Annotated in this window: 14 protein-coding genes, 6 tRNA genes and 1 riboswitch; of the genes, 11 read left to right on the top strand and 9 right to left on the bottom strand. The window is 61.3% G+C overall.

Annotation, left to right across the window (positions count from 1 at the left end; all coding sequences use genetic code 11):
* Position 1: 1 nt before the first annotated feature.
* The gene (locus EL255_RS04475) at positions 2-1,027 is read right to left on the bottom strand and encodes an ABC transporter permease subunit (RefSeq protein ID WP_041205130.1); all 1,026 of its coding nucleotides are present in this window, start codon (positions 1,025-1,027) and stop codon (positions 2-4) included.
* 738 nt (positions 1,028-1,765) lie between these two features.
* Here EL255_RS04475 and EL255_RS04470 point away from each other — a divergent pair.
* From EL255_RS04470 to EL255_RS04440, 7 genes are all read left to right on the top strand, one after another.
* Positions 1,766-4,372, top strand: coding sequence for a TonB-dependent receptor plug domain-containing protein (locus EL255_RS04470; RefSeq protein WP_042651694.1), 2,607 nt, complete (start codon positions 1,766-1,768; stop codon positions 4,370-4,372).
* A 104-nt stretch (positions 4,373-4,476) separates the two neighbouring features.
* Positions 4,477-5,241, top strand: coding sequence for a DUF3450 domain-containing protein (locus EL255_RS04465; RefSeq protein ID WP_042651693.1), 765 nt, complete (start codon positions 4,477-4,479; stop codon positions 5,239-5,241).
* A complete protein-coding gene (locus EL255_RS04460) occupies positions 5,238-6,611 on the top strand; it encodes a MotA/TolQ/ExbB proton channel family protein (protein ID WP_042651692.1) in 1,374 nt (457 codons plus the stop codon). The genes EL255_RS04465 and EL255_RS04460 overlap by 4 nt, the downstream gene beginning before the upstream one ends.
* Before the next feature lie 10 nt (positions 6,612-6,621).
* On the top strand, positions 6,622-7,149 hold the full coding sequence (locus EL255_RS04455; protein ID WP_042651691.1) for a MotA/TolQ/ExbB proton channel family protein: 528 nt from the start codon (positions 6,622-6,624) through the stop codon (positions 7,147-7,149).
* Between the two features lie 66 nt (positions 7,150-7,215).
* The gene (locus EL255_RS04450) at positions 7,216-7,623 is read left to right on the top strand and encodes an ExbD/TolR family protein (RefSeq protein ID WP_042651690.1); all 408 of its coding nucleotides are present in this window, start codon (positions 7,216-7,218) and stop codon (positions 7,621-7,623) included.
* A gap of 16 nt (positions 7,624-7,639) precedes the next feature.
* Positions 7,640-8,275 (top strand): energy transducer TonB, encoded by a 636-nt coding sequence (locus tag EL255_RS04445; protein WP_042651689.1) that lies wholly within the window; start codon positions 7,640-7,642, stop codon positions 8,273-8,275.
* 11 nt (positions 8,276-8,286) lie between these two features.
* Entirely contained in the window at positions 8,287-9,522 is a 1,236-nt protein-coding gene (locus tag EL255_RS04440) for a tetratricopeptide repeat protein (RefSeq protein WP_042651688.1), read from the top strand.
* Positions 9,523-9,761: 239 nt separating this feature from the next.
* On the opposite strand, the gene EL255_RS04435 is transcribed toward EL255_RS04440, so the two are convergent.
* The gene (locus tag EL255_RS04435) at positions 9,762-12,755 is read right to left on the bottom strand and encodes a glycosyl hydrolase family 18 protein (protein ID WP_042651752.1); all 2,994 of its coding nucleotides are present in this window, start codon (positions 12,753-12,755) and stop codon (positions 9,762-9,764) included.
* Positions 12,756-12,902: 147 nt separating this feature from the next.
* Positions 12,903-12,986, bottom strand: a riboswitch (cyclic di-GMP riboswitch).
* 294 nt (positions 12,987-13,280) lie between these two features.
* On the opposite strand from EL255_RS04435, the gene EL255_RS04430 reads away from it, so the two are divergent.
* The gene (locus tag EL255_RS04430) at positions 13,281-15,419 is read left to right on the top strand and encodes an ExeM/NucH family extracellular endonuclease (protein ID WP_042651687.1); all 2,139 of its coding nucleotides are present in this window, start codon (positions 13,281-13,283) and stop codon (positions 15,417-15,419) included.
* 124 nt (positions 15,420-15,543) lie between these two features.
* Here EL255_RS04430 and EL255_RS04425 read toward each other — a convergent pair.
* The 6 genes from EL255_RS04425 to gltX all read right to left on the bottom strand — a co-directional run bounded on the left by EL255_RS04425 (position 15,544) and on the right by gltX (position 17,780).
* Positions 15,544-15,619: transfer RNA gene (locus tag EL255_RS04425), tRNA-Ala, on the bottom strand.
* Positions 15,620-15,658: 39 nt separating this feature from the next.
* Positions 15,659-15,734, bottom strand: a tRNA-Ala gene (locus EL255_RS04420).
* A gap of 72 nt (positions 15,735-15,806) precedes the next feature.
* A tRNA-Ala gene (locus tag EL255_RS04415) sits at positions 15,807-15,882 on the bottom strand.
* A gap of 66 nt (positions 15,883-15,948) precedes the next feature.
* Positions 15,949-16,024, bottom strand: a tRNA-Ala gene (locus EL255_RS04410).
* Between the two features lie 28 nt (positions 16,025-16,052).
* A tRNA-Ala gene (locus EL255_RS04405) sits at positions 16,053-16,128 on the bottom strand.
* 236 nt (positions 16,129-16,364) lie between these two features.
* Positions 16,365-17,780: a glutamate--tRNA ligase gene (gene gltX / locus EL255_RS04400; RefSeq protein ID WP_042651686.1), complete on the bottom strand. Its 1,416-nt coding sequence runs from the start codon at positions 17,778-17,780 to the stop codon at positions 16,365-16,367.
* A gap of 251 nt (positions 17,781-18,031) precedes the next feature.
* Between gltX and EL255_RS04395 the strand changes: the two genes are divergently transcribed.
* From EL255_RS04395 to EL255_RS04385, 3 genes are all read left to right on the top strand, one after another.
* Positions 18,032-20,134, top strand: a complete 2,103-nt coding sequence (locus tag EL255_RS04395; RefSeq protein ID WP_042651685.1) for a methyl-accepting chemotaxis protein — start codon at positions 18,032-18,034, stop codon at positions 20,132-20,134.
* 99 nt (positions 20,135-20,233) lie between these two features.
* Positions 20,234-20,902: a LysM-like peptidoglycan-binding domain-containing protein gene (locus tag EL255_RS04390; RefSeq protein ID WP_042651684.1), complete on the top strand. Its 669-nt coding sequence runs from the start codon at positions 20,234-20,236 to the stop codon at positions 20,900-20,902.
* A 273-nt stretch (positions 20,903-21,175) separates the two neighbouring features.
* Positions 21,176-21,385 carry a cold-shock protein gene (locus EL255_RS04385; RefSeq protein WP_042651683.1) on the top strand — a complete coding sequence of 70 codons (210 nt, stop codon included), beginning with the start codon at positions 21,176-21,178 and terminating at the stop codon, positions 21,383-21,385.
* Between the two features lie 304 nt (positions 21,386-21,689).
* Here the strand turns inward: EL255_RS04385 and EL255_RS04380 are convergent.
* A tRNA-Gly gene (locus EL255_RS04380) sits at positions 21,690-21,765 on the bottom strand.
* Positions 21,766-21,783 lie beyond the last annotated feature (18 nt).

Genomic DNA, 21,783 nt, shown 5'->3' with positions numbered 1-21,783 from the left:
CTCAGTCTCCAAAGCGCACGCGGGGATCGACCAGGGCAACGCAGATGTCGGAGACGATATTGCCCACCAGCATCAGCATGGAGGTGATGGCCAGGATGCCCATGACGGTGGGGTAATCCCGCTCGACGATGGCCTCATAGCCGAGCAGGCCGATGCCGTCGATGTTGAAGATGGTCTCGATGAGGAAGGAGCCCCCGAAGAAGACGGTGAGCACCGATCCCAGGTGGCTCGCGATGGGGATCAGGCTGTTGCGCATGGCGTGGTCGGTGACCGCCTTGCGAAACGGCAGCCCCTTGGCCACGGCGGTACGCACGTAATCCGCCGACAGGTTCTCCATCAGGCTGTTCTTCATGGTCATGGTGAGGATGGCGAAATCCCCGATGGCATAGGCGATGAGTGGCAGCAGGGCGTGAGCGAAGACGGTACGGATCTGATCCCAACTGCTCTCCATCGAGTCGAAGTCGTCCCCCGGGAAGCCCCCCATGGGCAGCCACTCCAGATGAAACGCGAAGACGGTGATGAGGAAGATCCCCACCACGTAGGCGGGCAGCGCATAGGCCATGTAGATGAGCATGGAGCTCAAGGAATCGAAGCGGCTGTTGTGCCTGAGGGCCTTGGCCACCCCGAGCGGGATGGAGACGGCATAACTCAGCAGGAAGGTCGCCAGCCCGAAGAAGGCGGTCACCGGTAGCCTGTCCTTGATGAGATCCCACACCGGCTCGTAGTAACGGGTCGACTCCCCGAGATCCAGCACCGCCAGCTTCTGCAGCCACTCCCAGTAAGCGATCAGCATGGGCTTGTCGAGGCCGTAAAAGGCCTTGAGCTCCTCGATCTGCTCATCGGAGAGCGCCTGCGCCCCCTTGCTGCCACTGGAGCGGCCGGTCTCGTTCTGTGATACCTGCGCCTGCAGCAACATGCGCTCGACCGGGCCGCCCGGCACGAAGCGGGTGATGGTGAAGACGAGCAGGGTGATACCGAGAAACGTCGGGATGATCAAAAGCATCCGACGTAGGAAATACGACAGCATGGTGGAACCTCGTCCTTGTTGTTCTTTTATGGTCAGTCACATCCGGTGACCGACCTGTCCTTCCTGGCATTACTCACTGAATTGACTGGTATTGGCAGTCAATCCCGCTCGGTCACTGTAAAAGCTCTGCAACAAAAATCAAGTAGAACTAACCCGGTCAACGGTCAGTGACGTCAACAGCATAACTCACTGATGTTTTTTTCCAAAAAATCCAACTTCCATATAAAAAACTGCTACGCATTCTCATTTAACTTGTTTTTAAATATTAAAAAATTAATTGAACAGTCGTATAAATCAAACAAAAAACCAATAAAAACAAAAAGATAAAATCAATCGCACCCTGTTTTCATTTTATCCACAAAAGAAGAGGGAAATATCCCAAGAACGAAACCTGAACAGAAACTGCCTCACGCCAAAATATAGATTTAAATACTGAGAAAATGTCATTACGCGATATGAAGAACATTACGACAGGCGACTTATCGATAAGTTCAAAAATAATCAATAAAATGGCAAAAGACAAAATTAACAACATCTTTACATTATTGTTCGCATTTATTGCGGAATAAAACGCCAAAAAATATGCCGAAATCCTACATAGTCTTCTAATCCCCCGTCTCTTCCCCATCCTGGCCGCTCCATTTGACGTCAATCATCAAACCTTGATAAGCCTTACGCACCGCTCCAACGAGGGCGGTAAAGGAAGCAAACAATAAACAATCAGGAAGGATACTAGCGATGCTTAGGAAAAGCAGACTCTCTGCTGCCGTAGCGTTTGCCTTGGCGAGCGCGGCAGTTGTGGCCACCCCTGTCCTGGCCGAAGAGGGCCAGAACGTCGAAAAACTGCAGAAAATCAAGGTCACCGGCTCGCGGATCTCCCGAGTCGATGTGGAAGGCTCCACCCCGGTCGTCTCCGTGACCAAGGCAAAAATCGAGCAATCCGGTCAACAGACCGTCGCCGATTACCTCAAACAGGCCTCCTACAACTCCTTTGGTGGCGTCTCCCCGGCTTCCGGCAGCTCCTTCCAGTCCCAATCCACCGTCGGCCTGCGCGGCCTGGGTTCAGAGCGCACCCTGGTCTTGCTGAACGGCAAGCGGGTGGCGGGCTCCCCCACCATGGGCGGTACCTCCATCAACCTGAACACCATCCCAATGGCGGCCGTTGAGCGGGTGGAAGTCAACCTGGATGGCGGCTCGGCCATTTACGGCTCCGACGCCATCGGCGGTGTCATCAACGTGGTGCTGAAAGAGGGCTATGAGGGGCTGACCTTCCAGGGCCGTCTCGGCTCACCGACCGAGCCGGGCGGCGATGAGGCCAGCGGCTCCGTCGTGGCCGGCGTCAATGGCGAGAAAGGCTCGCTGATGGCGGTCTACGAGCACGACAAGAAAGACGTCATCTATGCCCGCGATCGCGATTATCTGGCCAAGCAGGGCAACGATTCTCCCAGCCCCTACGGCCGCAACGTGGAGGGGATCACCGGCCTCGACGCCAATGGCGATCCCATCTGGAAATACGGTCCGCTGGCGGGTGCCACCAACGCCGACGGCAGTTGCAAGGAGCCCTTCGTCGGCTTCGAGGACGGCTGTAACTTCAACTACGGTCAGGTCGCGGCCACCACCGCCTCCCGCAGCCGTGACACCCTGTATGTGAACGGTCGCTACCACATCAACGACAACGTCGACTTCGTGCCGCAGATCATCGGCTCCCGGGTCGAGAGCTTCGGCCGCTTCGCCCCCGCCGCCGGAGCCTTCGCCATCGATCCCTCCAACCCGAAGAATGCCCAGTTCTTCACCGACAACGGCCTGGATGCCGCCGCGACCCAGGGTCTGGGTGAGGCCGCCTACGCCTACTACCGCTTCACCAACGTCGGTCCCCGTGACAACTATGTCACCGACATGACCGGCAGCCTGAACCTCGGCTTCGAAGGCACTGTCACTACCGAGTCCGTGGGTGACATGCAGTGGAACGCCGGTTACATGTACTCCAAGACCGACAACAAGGAGAACGGCACAGGTTACGTGCTGCAATCCGCCGCCCAGCAGGCCATCGCCGATGGCAAGTTCGTGAAGGGCGAGTTTGATGCCTCCAGTACCAAGGCGATGTCTGCCGATGTCAGCCGCCGCTCCACCATGGACTTCTACCAGTGGTACGCCGGCGTACAGTGGGACATGGGCGAGCTGCCGTCCGGGCCGGTCAGCTGGTATGCGGGCGCCGAGTACAACGACTGGGTCTATGCCGACAAGTACGATGCCCAGTCAGAAGCGGGCAACATCATCGGTTCAGCTGGCAACTCCTCCGGTGGGGTGCGCGATGTCACCGCCGCCTACATCGAGTCGCTGGTGCCCATCACCGAGCAGGTCGAGCTGAACCTGGCCGGTCGCTTCGATGACTACAGCGACTTCGGCAGCGCCTTCTCGCCCAAGGCGAGCCTGCGTTACCAGCCGCTGGACAACCTGATGCTGCGCGGCTCCTGGTCCCGATCCTTCCGTGCCCCCAGCCTGAGCGATCTCTATTCGGCAGACTCGGAGTCGGCCGACTGGGCCAAGGACTATGTCTACTGCGAGGCCAATGGCATCTCCGCGGCGGACTGCCCAAACCGCCAGTACACCACCACCCGCACCGCCAACGAGGAGCTGAAGGAAGAGACCGCGGACACCTGGAACTTCGGCGTGGCCTACAGCCCGGTGGATGACCTGAACCTCTCCCTGGACTACTACACCATCAAGATCACCGACGTGATCCAGCTGAACTCCCTGCAGTCCCTCATCTATGACGAGCTGAACACCGGCAGCTCCAGCAGCATCACCCGCAACAGCCAGGGCAAGATAGGTAGTGCCATCGCCCCCATGGTCAACCTGGGGGATCTGAACACCAGCGGTCTGGATCTCAAGCTGGATTACCGCTACGACCTGACCTCCGCCACCATCCGTTATGACCTGGGCGGCACCTACATCCTGGATTACAAGGAAGGTCTGTACGCCGGTGGCCCCGTCATCGACAAGATTGGCCAGAACGGTCTGCCACAGTTCCGCTTCAGCTCCGGTGTCGGTGTCAACGTGCCCCAGTGGTGGAACATGGATAGCTACCTGAGCGCGAACTACATCGATTCCCAGAGCCAGGACTACATCGCCGATACCGGTGAGGAAGTCGGCCACATCGCGTCCCAGACCACCTGGAACCTGAACGTCGGCGTGGATGCGCCCTGGAACGGCAAGATCCAGGTCGGGGTGAAGAACATGTTCAACGTGGGCCCGTCCCTCGAGAGCGATGGCTTCACCTATGACGATGAGCTCTACAGCATCGACGGTCGCATCTACTACCTCGACTACGCCCAGAAGTTCTAATCCACCAAGCAAGCGACAGGCCGGCCCGTTTCGGGTCGGCTTTGCCCAACGTTCCAAGGAAGTTACGGAGATAGGGTAATCCTATGAAAAAAAGGACTATTACAATGAAGAAAGCGCTCCTCGGCAGCCTGGTTTCGGCTGCCTTGCTGACCAGCTTCAACCTGAGTGCCGCCTCTGCCGGTCAGGCAGTGGACGCTCAAGCCGCCACCGACAATGCCTCCAAAGTATCCCAGCAGAAGATCGACAACTACGCCGAGTCTGCCGAGTCTGCCCTGGCGCAGTACAAGGCCGCCCTGCGTCAGGTCGACAGCCTGCGCACCTACAACGAGCAGGTGGGCAAGATGGTCGACTCCCAGGCCACCGAGCTGACCTCGATGCAGCGCCAGATAGCCCAGATCGATCAGACCAGCACCGAGGTCGTCCCCCTGATGCTGAAGATGATCGACTCCCTCGATCAGTTCGTCTCCCTGGATCTGCCGTTCCAGAAGGTTGAGCGGGAGGACCGCGTGGCGGCCCTGACCGATCTGATGAACCGGGCCGATGTCACCATCTCCGAGAAGTACCGCAAGATCCTGGAGGCCTACCAGATCGAGGAGGGCTTCAGCCGCACCATCGAGGCCTACAAGGCCAGCCTGGACAAGGATGGCGCCGAGAAGACCTACGAGTTCCTGCGCGTCGGCCGCATCGCCCTGCTCTACCAGTCCCCGGATGGCAACGAGACCGGCATCTGGAACAAGAAGACCCGTCAGTGGGAGGAGTTGCCCCAGGAGTATCGCAGTGCAGTAGAACAGGGCTTGCGTATCGCCAAGAAGCAGGCGCCACCCGCGCTCATCAAGCTGCCGGTTCAAACTGCGGAGAAAGCATCATGAAAGGAATCAAACTCGCCATTGCCTCCCTGATCGCGGGAGCCACTCTGATCACCCTGCCGGTGACCGCCGCCGAGAAACCGGTGGACCTGAACGCCCTGCTGAGCCAGGTCAAGGCCGCCAGCACCAGCGAATCCCAACTCAACAAGGAGCGGGAGGCCCGCTTCCTGGCCGACAAGAATGAACAAGGGGCGCTGCTGGCCAAGGCCAAGGCCGAACTCGCCGCCGAGACCGCCAAGGGCGAGCAGCTCAAGGCCACCTTCGACCTCAACGACAAGCAGCTGACCGAGCTGACAGAGACCCTGCGCCAGCGTTCCGGCAACATGGGCGAGATGTTCGGCGTGCTGCGCCAGTTCGCCGGCGAGTTCAAGGGGATCTTCAACGCCTCCGCCCGCCGGGTCGAACACCCCGAGCAGGCAGCGCTGCTGACCCGCCTGGCCGAGAGCAAGGAGTTGCCCTCCAGCGACGATCTGAGCGCCTTCTGGACCACCACCCTCAGCCGCATGGTCGATGGGGGCAAGGTGAGCCAGATGCAGGGGACAGTGGTGTACGGGGAAGGCAATCAGGCCGAGAAGACGGTCACCCAGATCGGGGAGTTCAACACCGTCTCCGAGGGCAAGTACCTCACCTTCGTGCCGGAGACCGGCAAGTTCGAACAGCTGCCCCGCCAGCCGGACAAGGCAGTGCTGGAGCCCATCGCCAAGTTTGAGCAGGGCAATGGCGCCGTCGAGCCGGTCTTCATCGATCCGTCCCGCGGCGTGATCCTCTCCCTGCTGGTGCAGTCGCCGACCTTCAAGGAACGCGTCGATCAGGGCGGTGAGGTGGGCTACGTCATCATGGTACTCGGCGTGCTCGGTACCCTGCTGGCCCTGTTCTGTGGCGCCCGTCTGTCGATGATCGGCTCCTCCATGCGCAAGCAGCTCAAATCCGATCAGATCGTCAAGGGCAACCCCATCGGCGAGATGCTGGGGGCCTATCAGGCTCATCGCGGTGACAACATCGAGGATCTGGAATCCAAGCTGGACGAGATCATCCTGCGCAACGTGCCCAAGTTCGAGAAGGGTATCAGCATCATCAAGCTGATCGCCTCGGTGGCCCCGCTGCTGGGTCTGCTGGGGACCGTGGTCGGGATGATCGCCACCTTCCAGGCCATCACCCTGTTCGGTACCGGCGATCCCAAGCTGATGGCGGGCGGCATCTCCGAGGCCCTGGTCACCACCATGCAGGGTCTGGTGGTCGCGGTGCCCATGCTGTTCCTCTACACCATAGTGCAGACCCAGAGCCGTCGTCTCATCCAGATACTGGAAGAGCAGAGCGCCGGTTTTGTCGCCCGTTATCAGGAACGTCTGCACGCCGCCAAAGCCGCAGCCTAAGGAGTCACCCATGTGGTTCTGGTTGATTGAAGAAGTCGAGTCGGTCCGCCGGTTTCTGGGATTGGGGGGCGATGTACTGGTCGCCCTGTTCTTCCTGACGCTGCTGATGTGGGCCCTGCTGCTGGAGCGCTGGTTCTACTTCATGGCGGTCTATCCCCAGCAGGTGAAGCAGACCAAGGCCAGCTGGATGGCCCGCGGTGATCACCTCTCCTGGTCTGCCAGGCAGATCCGGCGCGAGCTGGTCTCGCGGGTCGCCATGGCGGTGGACAAGGGGATGCCGGTCATCAAGGTGTTGATCGCGCTCTGTCCGCTGATGGGACTGCTGGGCACCGTGGTCGGCATGGTGCAGGTGTTTGACACCCTCGCCATCACCGGCACCGGCTCCCCCAGGGCGATGGCCTCGGGCATCTCCAAGGCGACGGTACCGACCATGGCGGGCATGATTGCCGCCCTTTCCGGCCTGTTTTTTGTCAATCAGCTCGACCACAAAGCCAAGCTGGCGGTCGAGAAGCTGGAAGACAACCTGAAACACGGTTAATGCAGGATGCATTCCCCCGGCACGGCATCGCCGACCGGGGGCACAGTTAAGCAAGGAGTTTTTGCCATGAGAAAACGTCACAGCGACAGCGGTGCTGAAGAGGCGGCCATCGATCTGACCCCCATGCTGGACATAGTGTTCATCATGCTGATCTTCTTCATCGTCACCACCTCGTTCGTCAAGGAGTCCGGGGTTGAGATCAACCGCCCGAGCGCCAGCACGGCCGAGACGGTGAAGAAGGGGAATATCATGGTCGCGGTTCGCGAGAACGGTCAGGTCTGGGTCGACAAGCGTTCCGTCGAGGTGGGTGCCGTGCGCGCCAACATCGAGCGGCTGCGGGCCGAGAACCCGGAGAGCGCAGTGGTGATCCAGGCCGATACCGAATCCCGTTCGGGTCTGGTGGTCCAGGTCATGGATCAGATCCGCATGGCCGGTGTCCAGAGCATCTCCATCGCTGCCAACAAGAGCAGCTGATGCTGGAGAGAGACCTATGAGATACCTGATATCGTTAGCGGTCTCCTGTGTGGTGGTGTTCTTCCTGTTCCTGGGAATGAACAAGCTGATCACACCGGATCACCGGGAGCTGGTGGAGAGGGATGACGTCACCATGACCGACTTCATTCGCCTCAAGCCTCAGGAGACCCTGCAAGAGAAACAGCGCGAGCTGCCCAAGCCGCCGCCCCCGGATCGCCCGCCTCCCCCGCCCGAGATGGAGGTGGCCAGCACGGATCGGCCGCAGATGGAAAGCTCGTCGATGGACATGCCCAAGCTCGACATCCCGGTCAACATCGGCGGCGGCAACGCCCTCGGTGCCTACAGCACCGGCGGCGGTGGTGGCGGGACCGGCGGCAACAACGGCGCCATCCCGCTGGCGACCTTCGAGCCGATGATGCCGCGCAAGGCGGCCCTGGCCGGCCTCGCAACGGGCAAGGTGCTGGTGGAGTTCACCGTGACCGAGCGTGGCACCGTCAGCAACATCCGCATCGTCAAGGAAGAGCCGCGCAGCTATGACCTTGGCAAGGCCGCCCGTCAGACCATAACCAAGTGGACGTTCAAGCCGGCCATGATCGATGGCAAGCCGCAAGCCAGTCGCATGCAGCAAGAAATCGAGTTTGCGACCAACTAAGGAAGGTGGCGATGAAGAAGTTACACACCCTGATCCTCGCCCCGGTTGCCATGGCGGTACTGCTCAGTACCGCCAGCTGGGCCGCCGAGCAGCCCGCCTTGTCCGATCGCGCCTACCGCGCGGTCAACAAGGCGCAGGCGTTGATCACCGAGAAGAAATACGGCGAGGCGAATGCCAAGCTGCAGGAGGCGCTGTCCGGGGTAGGCGAGCGGGTCTACGACAAGGGCGTGATCCTGCAGACCCTCGGCTTCGTGGCGGCGCAGCAGGAGAAGTACGGTCAGGCGACCAAGTACTTCGCCGATGCCATCGCCACCGGCGGCCTGCCGCAGCCGGTGGCGCAGCAGGTGCGCTACAACCTGGCCCAGCTCTACATGGCGGAGGGCGACTTCAAGGCCTCCATCAGCACCATGAACCAGTGGTTCGCGAGCCTCGGCAAGGATGAGAAACCGACCCCGCACGCCTACATCACCCTGGCCAACGCCCATGTGCAGCTCAAGCAGTATCGAGAGGCCATTCCGGCGGTGGACACTGCGATCAAGCTGTCGGCGGGCAAGGCGCCCGAGTCCTGGTATCTGCTGAAGATGGCGGCCCACTACGAGCTGAAACAGTACAAGCCGGCGACCGAGGTGCTGACCGCCCTGGTCGACAGGTACCCGGAGAAGAAGAAGTACTGGACCCAGCTCTCGGCCATGCAGATGCAGGCGGGCAACGATGGCAAGGCGCTGGCGGCGCTGGAGTCGGCCTACCACCTCGGCATGCTGACCGAGCCGGCCGAGTTGCAGCGCCTCGCCAACTACCTGGCCTTCTCCGGCATCCCCCATCGCGCCGCCCGCGTGATGGAGAAGGCCATGAAGGACGGCGTCATCGAGGGCAACGCGGCCAACTACAAGGCGCTGGCCAACTACTGGCATCAGGCCAAGGAGCTGGATCCGGCCATCGATACCCTGGCCAAGTCCTACCAGCTGGCGCCCAATGCCGAGCTGCAGCTGAAGATGGCACGCATGATGATCCAGAGCAAACGCTACCAGGATCTGGTGGCCCTTGCCGCCAAGCCGGCGGCGAATGCCAACGGTGAACAGCGCGCCGATCTGAAGTTCCTGACCGGGGTCGCCTACTTCGAGCAGCAGAAGCCGAAGGAGGCACTCAGCGCCTTCACCCAGGCGGCTCAGAACAGCAACGTCAGCGGCCGCGCCTCACCCTGGATCAACTTCCTGAAAGAACAACAGGGCGGCGCCATCACGCAATAAACCAGGTCGCAAATTGACCCCGGCCACTCGCGGCAGGACGGGCCCCCTCCCCGTCCGCTGCACATAACAAGGGGTTCGCCCCGCAGGTTGCCTTGGTGGCAATTGGCCGCTCTTCGGAGCGGTCTTTTTTATGCGCCCTCTCCTTCCTTTATATCTGCCATAAAAAAATCCGGAGCCTGGGCTCCGGATTGGGTCGTATCGATGCGGGCGGCGCCGTGACGTCGCCCGCCATACCAGACTCAGTAGTTACACACCAGCTTCCAGCTGCCGTCGCCGGCCTTGGGTTCGCTGCTGCTCCACCAGTTCGCCTGCCAGACCGCCTTGCCATTGGTCAGGCGATCGTTGGCGTTGGCGTGGTCCCCTTGCGGCCAGCTCGGGTAAGCCGGATAGCTCGCCGGGTTGACGCTCTGGGCGCTGCAGCTGGTGCCACCATCGCCACTGCTGCTGCCCAGCACCGCCTCGGCCAGGGCCGGGAAGTCGGCCTTCAGGCCTATGGTCTGGCTACCGGCGATCAGGCGCACGCCGCTCGGCACGCCCGCCGCCGGCAGATAGTAGGTCATGGCCACTTCCACCTCGGTGCCCGGTGACCAGGCCTTCCAGCTTGGCAGCGTCATGGCCACCTTGTGGAAGTCCTTCTCGCCCGCGATACCGTCCGAGTTCTGGTTGCCACCGCTCTCGACCACCTTCAGGCCCATGCCACTCTGATCCGTGATGGTGTCAGAGGTGGAGGTCGGCACCAGGAACTCGATGCGGGTCCCGCCCGGTATGGTCTGGGTCGACTTGTTGGTCAGTTTAAGCGTCGGGTTGATCGGGTAGTTGGAATCCCCCTCCTTGAAGCCGCTCAGGCTGACGCCGATGTCGAGCTGCGCCGCCGGAGCGGGCAGATCGTTCTGCTTCAGATTGGGCTGGCTCGCCGTCCTGAACTTGTCGTAGGCCAGGCTGGTGAGGGTGCTGCCAATGACATATTCGTTCTTGGCCGGATCGAACGCGTAATCCCCCGCCATCTCCCAGAACATGACGCCCCCCAGGCCGCGCTTGACGATGTAGTCCAGCTTCTTGCCCATGGACTCTTCATCTTCGGTGGAGAGGAACACCTTCTTCTCCTCGTTCCACAGCCAGGGCGCCTGCGCCTTGTCATCGTAGTAACGCACGTACTTGCCCTGGATCACGTCGGCCGGGTTGTTGGGATCCAGACCCCAGGCCTGACCGTAGCTCGGCAGGGTGGTGATGCCGAGGCTGGCCGCGTGCTCCAGGTTCTTGGCATGCCACATGGGCACGGCGCCGGCGCCGACCTCGTTGCCGTTCTTGTCCAGATCGTGCCAGATGTTGTCGATGCCGACAGCGCCGTTGCCGCAGGGGATGGTGCTGCCACCTGTGCCCGGCTGGCAATTGCTCTGGCTCGGCAAGGCCGCCTTGCCGTTGAGACCATGGGTGCCGCCGGTGACCCCTTGCCAGCCACGGGTGTAGTAAGGCACCCCTATGTTGATCTTGCCGGCCGCCAGGGCGCCACGGAAGTAGTGGGCCGACCAGGCCGCGTTCAGATAGCCGATGGCGCCGTACTGGGCCTGGCTATAGACGCCCCACTGGGCCAGCTCCGGATCCGCCTTGTTGTCGAACAGCGCGGCGTTGTGGGCCACGAAGTTGTTCCAGGCGCCGTGGAAGTCATAGGTCATCAGGTTGACGTAATCCAGGTACTGGGTGACCTGGAAGTTCTCCATGCCGCGCAGCAGATAGGCCGACGCCGGTGAGGCTATGGTCAGCATGTACTTGCGGCCATCCTCGGTGCCGGCGCTGTCGAGCCGGCTGCGCAGGGTCTTCATCAGGACTTCGTAGTTGGCAAACAACTTGGCCCGGCACTGGTTGGAGAGCGGGAAGTCGTTGGGGTTGCCCGCATCCTTCATGGAGGTGGGGTACTCGTAGTCCACGTCCACCCCATCGAAGCCGTACTGGCGGATGAAGCCCACCGCCGAGTCGGCGAAGGCGTTGATGCCGGCGGTGTTGACCGAGCAATCGCCCTTGGTGGTGGCGGTATAGAAGCCACGGGTGTCGGCCCAACCGCCCACCGAGATCAGCGTCTTCACGTCCGGGTACTGTTTCTTGTACTTGGAGAGCAGGTTGAGGTGACCCTTGTAGGCAAACTCCGGGTCCATCTCGGCGCCCGGTACCCCCTCCCAGGTCAGCTTGGTGGCGGCGTCGTCCACCTTGATCAGGTGGCTCTGCTCATCCACCGCCGCGAAGGCGTAGTTGATGTGGGTGATCTTGTCCCAGGGAATGTCGTTCACCAGGTAGGCGGGCAGGCCGTTCTTGCCGGTGCGCCAGGAGGTGAAGTAACCGATGACGCGGCGGGCATGGTCATCCCCCATACACTCGCTGCCATCGGCGCGGTAGATCTGGCGAATGTCGCAGGAGAGGTTGCCACCTGTGGGGGGCAGCGCGGCCTCTTCCACGGTGACATCGATCTGGGCCGACTCACCGACCAGGTTCCCCTTGTCTGTCGCCACCAGTTTGAGGCCGGCGACCCCCTTGCTCTGGGGCGTCCAGTTCAGCTGCCAGGGGGCGCTACTGTCTTCGCCCACCTTCTGGCCATTCACATAGAGCTCGACCCTGGCCACATCGTTGTTGGCATCGGTCACATCGGCCGTGACCGTGGCGACCCGGCCCAGGGTCAGCCTGGCGCCGGCGGCCGGGCTGCTGATGCTGGCCTTGGGCGCTTCCGGGGCCACCACGGCGCTGACGCTGAAAGCAGCATCGGCTTCGCTCAGCAGCTTGCCATCCTTGTCCAGGGCGCGGGACTTGAGCTGATGGGGGCCGACGCCGCTCGCCACCCAGCTTGCCGACCAGGGGGCCGCGCCGCTCAGTGCGACCTGGGTGCCATCGATCAGGTACTCCACCTTGACCATGGCGCTGCTGTCACCGCTCAGGGTTACCGCCAGGGCCACAGGCGCCCCCTCGTTGAAAGCGTTACCAACGGCGGGCGAGCTTATCGCGAGCCCGAGGCCCGGCGCCGTGCCGCCATCGCTGAAGGGTTTCCAGGCATCGGCCCAGACGGTACCCACCCCGGGCGCATAGTGATAGGGCGAGGCGCCACACCAGCCGGAGTAAGGAAATTCCTTGCACTCATAGAGGTTGCCGACGTTGCTGACGACATCGCCAGCCTTGTAGGCGGTGCCGGACTGATAGGCGGGATAGGCGGCTTGCGCCCAGGCGGGCATAGCCGCAAGGGCGACCAGCATGGCGAGCCTGCTGGGCCTTAGGGTCTGTTGCATATTGTTATCATCCTTGTTTTATCTTGGCTTTTAAGACCGGGCAAAGCGCAATAGCAACAGGTGAGAAAGGGTCGACAACAGGCCATGGACGGGGCCACATCCCCTCATGTCACCCTGGGTAACCCCGCTGTCTGGCCAGTATCCGGCAGATCGGAGGCTTTGCGTCCCGGCATCACTGCCGGTTTGCCCTTTACCTGGGTTCCGTGAGGAACAGGGCGAGTATAGGAAGCAAGTGGTCGAGTCTCAATCTTCATTCTCGAAGAAAAATATGTAAACGCCAGCAAGCCCCCCACATCCTCCCGCACAGCCGGTGACACTTTTATCATTAATTTCATAATGTTAGCCACGTCATAAAAACGAAACAGGCCTCTTTTGCCTCCCCATAATGTGCGTTGGCTCACTGGTATGATGTGCCAGAAATGTGACAATGCGCGCCCTTGGCCAAGGTGCCAAGGCTATGGAAACACTGGCAAAAATAAAAAAGGAATACCCATGAAAGGAACACCTACCCTGCTGTCGCTGGCCGTGGGGCTCGCGCTCGCGTCCCCCTCAATCCATGCCGCCGGCTTCAGCTGCCCGGCCGACAACGCCCTCACCCCCATCCCCGCCATCCAGGGCAGTGGCGACAAGAGCCCGCTGATCCCGGACGATCTGTTTGAAAGTACCCAGACGGTGGCCGTCAAGGCGGTGGTCAGCGCCCTCGGCGAGAGCCTGAACAAGGGCTTCTACCTGCAGGATCTCCAGGGCGATGGCAACCCCCAGAGCTCGGACGGTATCTTCGTCTTCCTGAGTGACATCAACAAGTACCCCGCCATCCAGCCGGGGGCCGAGGTCTGTCTGGAAGCCAAGGTGGCGGAATACTACGGCCATACCCAGCTCAAGCCGGTCCTGGATAGCAAGGTCCCGCGCCTGCAGGTGCTGGCGCAGGGCAGCGTCCCCGCCGCCGTGCCACTGCGGGTGCTGGAGGGGGAGACCCTGGCCCGGGCGCTGGAGCGTCACGAGGGGATGCGGGTGCGGCTCGATGCCGACAGCGCGCTCAAGGTAAGCCGCAACTTCAGCTACGACTACGCCGCCCGGCGCAACAACCTGGTGCTCGCCCATCAGGCCCCGCTGATGAAACCGACCCAGCTGCACGTGGCGGGCAGCAGCGAGGCCAAGGCACTGGCACAGGCCAATGCGGGCAACCGGGTATTCCTCGAATCCGACTTCAAGGCCGCCGACGGCAAGCTACCCTGGCTGCCCGCCTGGGAGCCGGAGCAGGGTTACCTGCGCATCGGCGATGCCCCGGTCAACCTGGAGGCCCTGGTGGGTTACAGCTATGACGAGTACCGGCTGATAGTGCCGAAGGGGCAGACCATCACGGCCGGCGATCTGCTGCGTACCGACGAGAACGATCGCCAGAGCGCCCCGGCTCGCACCGCCGGCACTGACCTGCGCATCGGCAGCTTCAACGTGCTCAACTACTTCACCAGCCACTCCAGCGTGGGCGGTGCTCTCAACGTGCTGTGCAAGGACCAGACTGATGCGGACAGCGCCAAGGGCTGCAACAGGGGCGCCAAGAACCTGGAAGATTTCCAGCAGCAGCGCACCAAGATAGTCAACGCCATCACCGAGATGGACGCCGATCTGCTCGGCCTGATGGAGATGGAGAACAACGGCTTTGACGAGCACTCCGCCATCAGCGATCTGGTCACGCATCTGAACGCCCAGCAGAAGGATGCCAGCCAGCACTACGCCTTCGTCAGCCTGCCCAAGGCGCTGCTCGGCGAGGAGCGCTACTTCGGTGGCGACGCCATCATGGTGGCCATGCTCTATCGCCCGGCCAAGCTGACCCCGAGCGGGGAAGCCGGTGTGATTCAACTGCCGCAGCAGCGTTACATCCTGGGCGGCGTCGCCAAGAGCGCCGGTCAGCGCGACTCCCTGGTGCAGAGCTTCACGGTGGCGGGCAGCAAGGATCCCCTGACGCTGGTGGTCAATCACCTGAAATCCAAGGGTTCTGGCTGCTTTGAGAACGGGGACGGCAAGACCGAACCCGCCGATCTGCAGGGCAAGTGCACCGAGTTTCGGGTGAGTGCGGCCAAGGTGCTGGGCGAGGCGATGAACAAGCTGCCGGGCCAGGTGCTGCTGGTGGGCGACTTCAACTCCTACGCCAAGGAAGACCCGATCCGGGTGCTGACCGACTACGATGCGGCCAAGGCGGATCGCAAGATCCGCTCCGCCTCCCACACCTTCGTCGGCGAGCAACCCTACGAGCAGCTCGGCCAGGAGGTGAGCAAGAGCTATGGCCTGATCGATGTGAACGTCAAGTTCAACCAGGAGAAGGCCATCTCCTACAGCTACGAGGCCGAGCTCGGCACTCTGGACTACGCCCTCGCCAACCCGGCGCTGGCCAAGAAGGTGGTGGCCGTCGCCGACTGGCACATCAACTCCTACGAGAGCAACCTGTTCGAATATGGACGCGGCTTCACCGGCGACATGATCAAGTCCGACAACCCGTTCAGCGCCTCCGACCACGACCCCATCATCGTCGACCTCAAGCTGCAGGAGCCAAGCAATGGCAGCGGGGCTGGCGCCATGGGTGCCCTGCTGCTGGCGCTGTTGCCGCTGGCCTGGCGCCGTCGCCACGGCTGATGACTTGCCATAGCCACCAAGCCCGCAGCCGATGCGGGCTTTTTTGTCGACGAGAATTGGGGGGTAAAAAGGAAAGTGGAGCCAAAACAAAAAGGCCACCGCAATGCGGTGGCCTTTTGATATTTGGTGGAGCTACGCGGGATCGAACCGCGGACCTCTTGCATGCCATGCAAGCGCTCTCCCAGCTGAGCTATAACCCCAAGTTGTATTGAATCAAGGACTAGCCTCAACTCTGAATTTGGTGGAGCTACGCGGGATCGAACCGCGGACCTCTTGCATGCCATGCAAGCGCTCTCCCAGCTGAGCTATAACCCCAAATTCTTTACTCTTTAAACAACCGGTTCTGGCGGCCGGTTGCCCTAACTCTGGTATTCAAATATCAAATAGTGGTGGAGCTACGCGGGATCGAACCGCGGACCTCTTGCATGCCATGCAAGCGCTCTCCCAGCTGAGCTATAACCCCACAAAGGTCGGCCTGGGTGATACACACCGCACTGCCCTGGGTACTTCATTTCTACAATCAGGAACCTGGTGGAGCTACGCGGGATCGAACCGCGGACCTCTTGCATGCCATGCAAGCGCTCTCCCAGCTGAGCTATAACCCCTTGGATTCCAGATTGTCCGAGAAGAATTTGGTGGAGCTACGCGGGATCGAACCGCGGACCTCTTGCATGCCATGCAAGCGCTCTCCCAGCTGAGCTATAACCCCAACTCACCTCGGCGCTACCAAAGTTATCTCTGGCAACGGAGGCGCATGATAGGCATCACCCGCTTTGCTGTCAACCCAAAAATAACACCGACTGGAGCGTTTAGTCAAAATTCAGACAGTTAGCTGTTTTTAGCGCCAACCAGATGGCTATCTCACTGTTTTATGTCACAAATCTACTTGTCTGCCAAAAACAAAGGGCCCCCGTTCGGGAGCCCTTTGTTGTCAACGACTGGCGCTTATTCGGCGGCCATGCGTGCTTCGATATAGGCCAGGGCGCGATCGATGCGCGCCAATACCCGTTCCTTGCCCACCAGCGCCATCACGGCGTCGATGGCGGGGGACTGACCCAGCCCGGTCACGGCGACGCGCAGCGGCATGCCGACTTTGCCCATGCCCTGACCCAGCTCGGCGGCGGTGGCTTCGATCAGCTCGTGCAGCGCCTCTGTGGTCCAGGTCTCCAGCGCGACCAGCTTGGCCTTGGCCAGGATCAGCGGCTCGGCGGCCACACCGCGCAGGTGCTTCTTGGCGGCGGCTTCGTCGAGCGCCTCGTACTCTTCGAACAGATAGCGGCTCTGGGCGGCCATCTCCACCAGGGTGTTGCAGCGCTCGGCCAGCAGGGTCACCACCTCGGCCAGAGTCGGGCCTGTGCTGGTGTCGATGTGCTGCGCGGCCATGTGCCACTCCAGATACTTGGCGACGTGGACCGGGTCCTGGCTGCGCATGTAGTGGTTGTTCAGCCACAACAGCTTGTCGGTGTTGAAGGCGGAGGCGGACTTGGAGATGGCATCCAGGCTGAACAGCTTGATCATCTCGTCCAGGCTGAAGATCTCCTGATCGCCGTGGGACCAGCCCAGACGCACCAGGTAGTTCAGCAGCGCTTCCGGCAGGTAACCGTCGTCGCGGTACTGCATCACGGACACGGCGCCATGGCGCTTGGAGAGCTTGGCGCCGTCGTCACCCAGGATCATGGAGACGTGAGCAAACTCCGGCACCGGGGCGTTCAGGGCTTTGTAGATGTTGATCTGGCGCGGGGTGTTGTTGATGTGATCTTCACCACGGACCACGTGGGTGATCTCCATGTCCCAGTCGTCCACCACCACGCAGAAGTTGTAGGTCGGCGCGCCGTCGGTACGACGGATGATGAGGTCATCGAGCTCGGTGTTGGCAAACTCGATGCGGCCACGGACGTGGTCGTCGAACACCACAGAGCCTTCGGTGGGGTTGCGGAAGCGGATCACGTGGGGTGCATCGGCCGGGTGATCGTGCGCCTTGTCGCGGCACTTGCCGTCATAGCGGGGCTTCTCGCCGCTCGCCATCTGGCCTTCACGCAGCGCTTCCAGGCGCTCCTTGGAGCAGAAGCACTTGTAGGCGCGGCCGTCGGCCAGCATCTCGTCGATCAGCGCGTTGTAGCGATCGAAACGCTTGGTCTGGTAGTAGGGACCCTCATCCCAGTTCAGCTCCAGCCATTCCATGCCCTCAATGATGGCGTCGATGGCCTCCTGAGTGGAACGTTCCAGATCGGTATCCTCGATACGCAGCACAAACTCGCCACCCTGGCTTTTCGCATAGAGCCAGGAGTAGAGCGCGGTACGGGCACCGCCGACATGCAGAAAGCCGGTCGGGCTGGGAGCAAAACGGGTTTTGACTTTCATCTTTAAGCCTTGTGTAGAGGGCCTTGGGCCAATTCATTAAAAAAACCGTCGCATTTTAGCACTCAGAATCACGGATGGGAAAACCATGCAACAGCAGGGGCCTAAATAGGCAAGGATCCGGCCATGCCCCCATTCTTTGAATGGGATCGCAAAACCTCCCCTCTTTTTCCGCTTTGCTGGGCAACATCGCTGGAGAAGTCTCCCGCCCTGCCGATAAATCCGTCAACTATCTACGTTACAAGGAACGCAAGATGCAGTTTCGTTCTATCCAGAATCGCATCCTGGTGATGGCGGGGATCGCCATGACCACGGCGCTGGTCATCCTGATCCTGCTCAATCAATACTCGGGCAAACAGACCCAGCAGCTGACCATCAGCTCCAGTCGTGCCGCGCTGCAGCAGGAGGCCTGGCAGAAGGTGAGTGCCAACGCCCGTGCCGAAGCCGCCACCATCACCCAGCTGCTGCAAAAGGGGCTCTCCTACACCCAGCAGATGGCCGGTACCCTCGCCCTGCAACAGCAGGGCAAGCTGCCGCTGGATCGCCAGCAGGCCACCGATCTGCTCAAGGCGCAGCTCGCGCTGGAGCCACAACTGTACGGCGCCTTCGCCGGCTTCGAGCCGAACGGCTTCGACGGCCAGGACGCCGCCTTCGCCGGTCAGACGGCGCTCGGCAGCGACAGCAAGGGGCGCTTCGTGCCCTACTTCTACCGTGACAAGGAGCAGATAGGCACCGACCTGCTGCTCTCCATCGAGAAGAGCGATGCCGACGAATTCGGCAACCCGGCCAACGACTACTACGCCTGCCCGAAACGGGAGGGGCGCTCCTGCCTCATCGATCCCTTCAAGGTGGATATCAACGGCCAGCAGGTGCTGGTGAGCACCATCACCACCCCCATCATGGTGGCGGGCCAGTTCAGGGGGATAGCCGCGCTGGATCTGGCGGTGGACTCCATCAGCCGGCAGGCCCAGTCCCTCAACAGCAACATCTATGACGGTAAGGGCGAGACCCTGATCGTCAGCGCCGCCGGAGTCATCACCGGCACCAGCGGCGATGCCAGCCTGCTCGGCAGCCGCGCCGACAAGCTGCTTGGCAACCAGTGGCAGCAATATCTGAAGCCGGAGGTGCAGCGTCAGGAGCTGGACGAATCGTTCCGCATCTCGGTGCCCATCATGGTGCCGGGCATGAGCCGCAACTGGGCCATCATAGTCACCCTGCCCTACCAGGTGGTGCTGGCCGGTGCCGACCAGCTGGAGAGCCAGCTGAGCGACATGAGCCGGGCCGCCATGACCCAGCAGCTGATCGGCGCCCTGCTGGTGCTGGTGCTGGCGCTGGCCACCATGCTGGTGATCGCCCGCAGCATCACGGGCCCCATTCGGCAGATGGTCAGCCTGGTGGATGACATCGCCGATGGCGAGGGGGATCTCACCAAGCGCCTCAACACCCAGTCCAAAGACGAGCTGGGGGCACTGGCCCGCGGCATCAACCGCTTCATCGACAAGCTGCAGGTACTGCTTGGGGATGTGCAGAAGACCGCCAGCGAGGTGAACCGCCACGCCGGTGACACCGACAGGATCGCCGTCCAGACCGATACCAATTTGCAGCATCACCAGGCGGAAATGGAGCAGATGCTGACCGCGGTGCAGGAGATGTCCTATGTCAGCCAGGAGGTCGCCACCCACGCCAACAACACCGCCGATTCGGCCAAACAGGCCCAGAGCGCGGCGGATCAGGGCAAGGTGCGCTTCCAGCAGGTGATCCAGTCCATGCACAGGGTCGCCGCCGAGGCAGGCAAGGGAGCCGAGGTGGTCGAGGGGCTGGCCCACGACAGCGAGCAGATCACCAGCATACTCACCGTGATCCAGGGCATCGCCGATCAGACCAACCTGCTGGCCCTCAACGCCGCCATCGAGGCGGCCCGGGCCGGCGAGCAGGGCCGCGGCTTCGCGGTGGTCGCCGACGAGGTTCGCAAGCTGGCCGGCAACACCCAGCAGGCGGTGCAGAATACCCAGGAGTTGATCGAGAAGATCCGCCACAGCTCGACCAACGCGGTCAACGCCATCCAGCAGAGTCAGCAGCTGACCCATCAGGCGGTGGGGGAAGCGGATCTGGCGGAGGCGGCGCTCGGCAGCATCTACCAGGCCATCTCCACCATCAACGACATGACCTACCAGATCGCCTCCGCCGCAGAGGAGCAGAGCTCGGTTGCCGAGACTGTCTCCGGCAATCTGTCAAAAACCAACGCACTGGCCAACGACATCGCCCAGGATGCGACTCAGACGGCCAAAGCCAGCCAGGCCTTGCGCCAGGCGGCGGAGCGTTTACAGCAATTGCTGGGACAATTTCGTCTCAGCTGATAATTTTCATGCTCTGGACTCTCCCCCTCGGGGGCGAGTCCGTTTACCATAGACGGCATATTTGCCTGATGGCAGGCAATGTAGTGAGAGGTAAATGCCGTGCCCACCCCGGACCGTCGCCCACGTGGCCATAACAGACGTGCCCAGCAGCGTCGCCAAGACGAATCACAAGGATCCCTGCTCCATCGTATCAATGCCGCCACCCTGCCCCTGCGTCAACGCCTCGGCCAGGGCATGAGTGGTTTTGGTCAACGCAACAAGGACACCCAGAAGGGTTCATTCAAGCTGACCAGCCCGCTGCCGCGCAAAAACACCATAGGCCTGCTGGTGCTGGTGCCCATCTGGCTGCTGCTGCTGGCCTGGGAGCCTGCGCCCTCGGCGCCCCGCGTGGCCCCTTCCGGCTCGCTCGCCGTGCCACTGGCCGTGCCGACCCAGGCGCTGACCGTGGGCAGCGCCACCAGCGGGGGAGCGGTGCAAGCCGCCAAGCCGGTCGAGGAGAAGGTGAACGGCAGCTGGCTGCAACACGATGTACAGGCTGGAGAGACCCTCTACTCCATCTTCCGCAAGTTCGAGCTGCCGGGCGCCGAGCTGAGCCGGTTGATCGCCATCGAGGGGCCGGATCGCCCGCTGACCCGACTGCAATCGGGCAAGTCGGTGTTCATCCTGGTGGATGACAGCCGCCGCATCCAGCGGGTCGAGATCCGCTCCTTCGGTCAGGTGAGTTACCGCTACGACCGGCAGGGTGAAGGGTTTGCCCTCAAAGAGTGATGCAACGGGAGGCTGATGAGCCTCCCGTTTTTTTGAGCGGACCCATGAAACAAGCCGCTGACTTCGCAATAGTTTTAGCTTGCTCAAAAAATGAAAAGTGCCAAATTGACAAGGGATCGGGCTTCAGTACAATCGTTTGTGCTTTCGACAGGGATTGTACTGCATGCTACTGGGACAAATTGACGTAGTCAGTCATGGGTAGGCCCCTGCATCCTAGGCAAATGCTGCCCAACAAGGCGTTAGTTTCATTTTGTTATAGATAGGACTTACCACATGTCTGACATTCGCACCGGCCAAGTAAAATGGTTCAATGAGACCAAGGGCTTTGGCTTCATCGAGCAATCCCAGGGACCGGACGTTTTCGTTCACTTCTCCTCCATCCAGAGCACTGGTTTCAAGACCCTGGCTGAAGGTCAAAAAGTCCAGTTCACCGTGACCGATGGCAAGAAAGGCCCTCAGGCTGAGAACGTGACTCTGCTCTAAGCCGCACCCGTGAGCTCGCAGGAGGAGATCGACTCCTCCTATTTTTTTGCCCGCAATTTACCTCCCTCTCCCCGCGCCAACCAAGGCACGCCCTCCAATCGACAAGCGCCCTGCCATACCGGCACAGTGCATAGACGGTGACTCTGGCGAGGCCAGCACGTACATGATGTCCCAGCTGATCAAATACAGGCGAAAGAGACCGATACGGCGGAATATGTTTGGGAAAATGGGAAAATAAAAAGGTGATATAGAGGCATGCAGTTGAACTGCGATATCGAAGGGATGGGGCACTACGAAGAGAGATTGGAGCGGGAAACGAGACTCGAACTCGCGACCCCGACCTTGGCAAGGTCGTGCTCTACCAACTGAGCTATTCCCGCAACAGGATGTCATCTGCA

This window comes from Aeromonas encheleia (assembly GCF_900637545.1).
Taxonomy (GTDB): Bacteria; Pseudomonadota; Gammaproteobacteria; order Enterobacterales; family Aeromonadaceae; genus Aeromonas; species Aeromonas encheleia.
Note: the sequence above shows the minus strand (reverse complement) of the source record. Positions and strands in the feature narration are given on the sequence as shown.

Bases quoted from the DNA above. Each gene is read 5' to 3' on its own strand.
- EL255_RS04475 (WP_041205130.1), bottom strand. From the start codon at position 1,027: ATGCTGTCGTATTTCCTACGTCGGATGCTTTTGATCATCCCGACGTTT.
- EL255_RS04470 (WP_042651694.1), top strand. From the start codon at position 1,766: ATGCTTAGGAAAAGCAGACTCTCTGCTGCCGTAGCGTTTGCCTTGGCG.
- EL255_RS04465 (WP_042651693.1), top strand. From the start codon at position 4,477: ATGAAGAAAGCGCTCCTCGGCAGCCTGGTTTCGGCTGCCTTGCTGACC.
- EL255_RS04460 (WP_042651692.1), top strand. From the start codon at position 5,238: ATGAAAGGAATCAAACTCGCCATTGCCTCCCTGATCGCGGGAGCCACT.
- EL255_RS04455 (WP_042651691.1), top strand. From the start codon at position 6,622: ATGTGGTTCTGGTTGATTGAAGAAGTCGAGTCGGTCCGCCGGTTTCTG.
- EL255_RS04450 (WP_042651690.1), top strand. From the start codon at position 7,216: ATGAGAAAACGTCACAGCGACAGCGGTGCTGAAGAGGCGGCCATCGAT.
- EL255_RS04445 (WP_042651689.1), top strand. From the start codon at position 7,640: ATGAGATACCTGATATCGTTAGCGGTCTCCTGTGTGGTGGTGTTCTTC.
- EL255_RS04440 (WP_042651688.1), top strand. From the start codon at position 8,287: ATGAAGAAGTTACACACCCTGATCCTCGCCCCGGTTGCCATGGCGGTA.
- EL255_RS04435 (WP_042651752.1), bottom strand. From the start codon at position 12,755: ATGCTGGTCGCCCTTGCGGCTATGCCCGCCTGGGCGCAAGCCGCCTAT.
- EL255_RS04430 (WP_042651687.1), top strand. From the start codon at position 13,281: ATGAAAGGAACACCTACCCTGCTGTCGCTGGCCGTGGGGCTCGCGCTC.
- gltX (WP_042651686.1), bottom strand. From the start codon at position 17,780: ATGAAAGTCAAAACCCGTTTTGCTCCCAGCCCGACCGGCTTTCTGCAT.
- EL255_RS04395 (WP_042651685.1), top strand. From the start codon at position 18,032: ATGCAGTTTCGTTCTATCCAGAATCGCATCCTGGTGATGGCGGGGATC.
- EL255_RS04385 (WP_042651683.1), top strand. From the start codon at position 21,176: ATGTCTGACATTCGCACCGGCCAAGTAAAATGGTTCAATGAGACCAAG.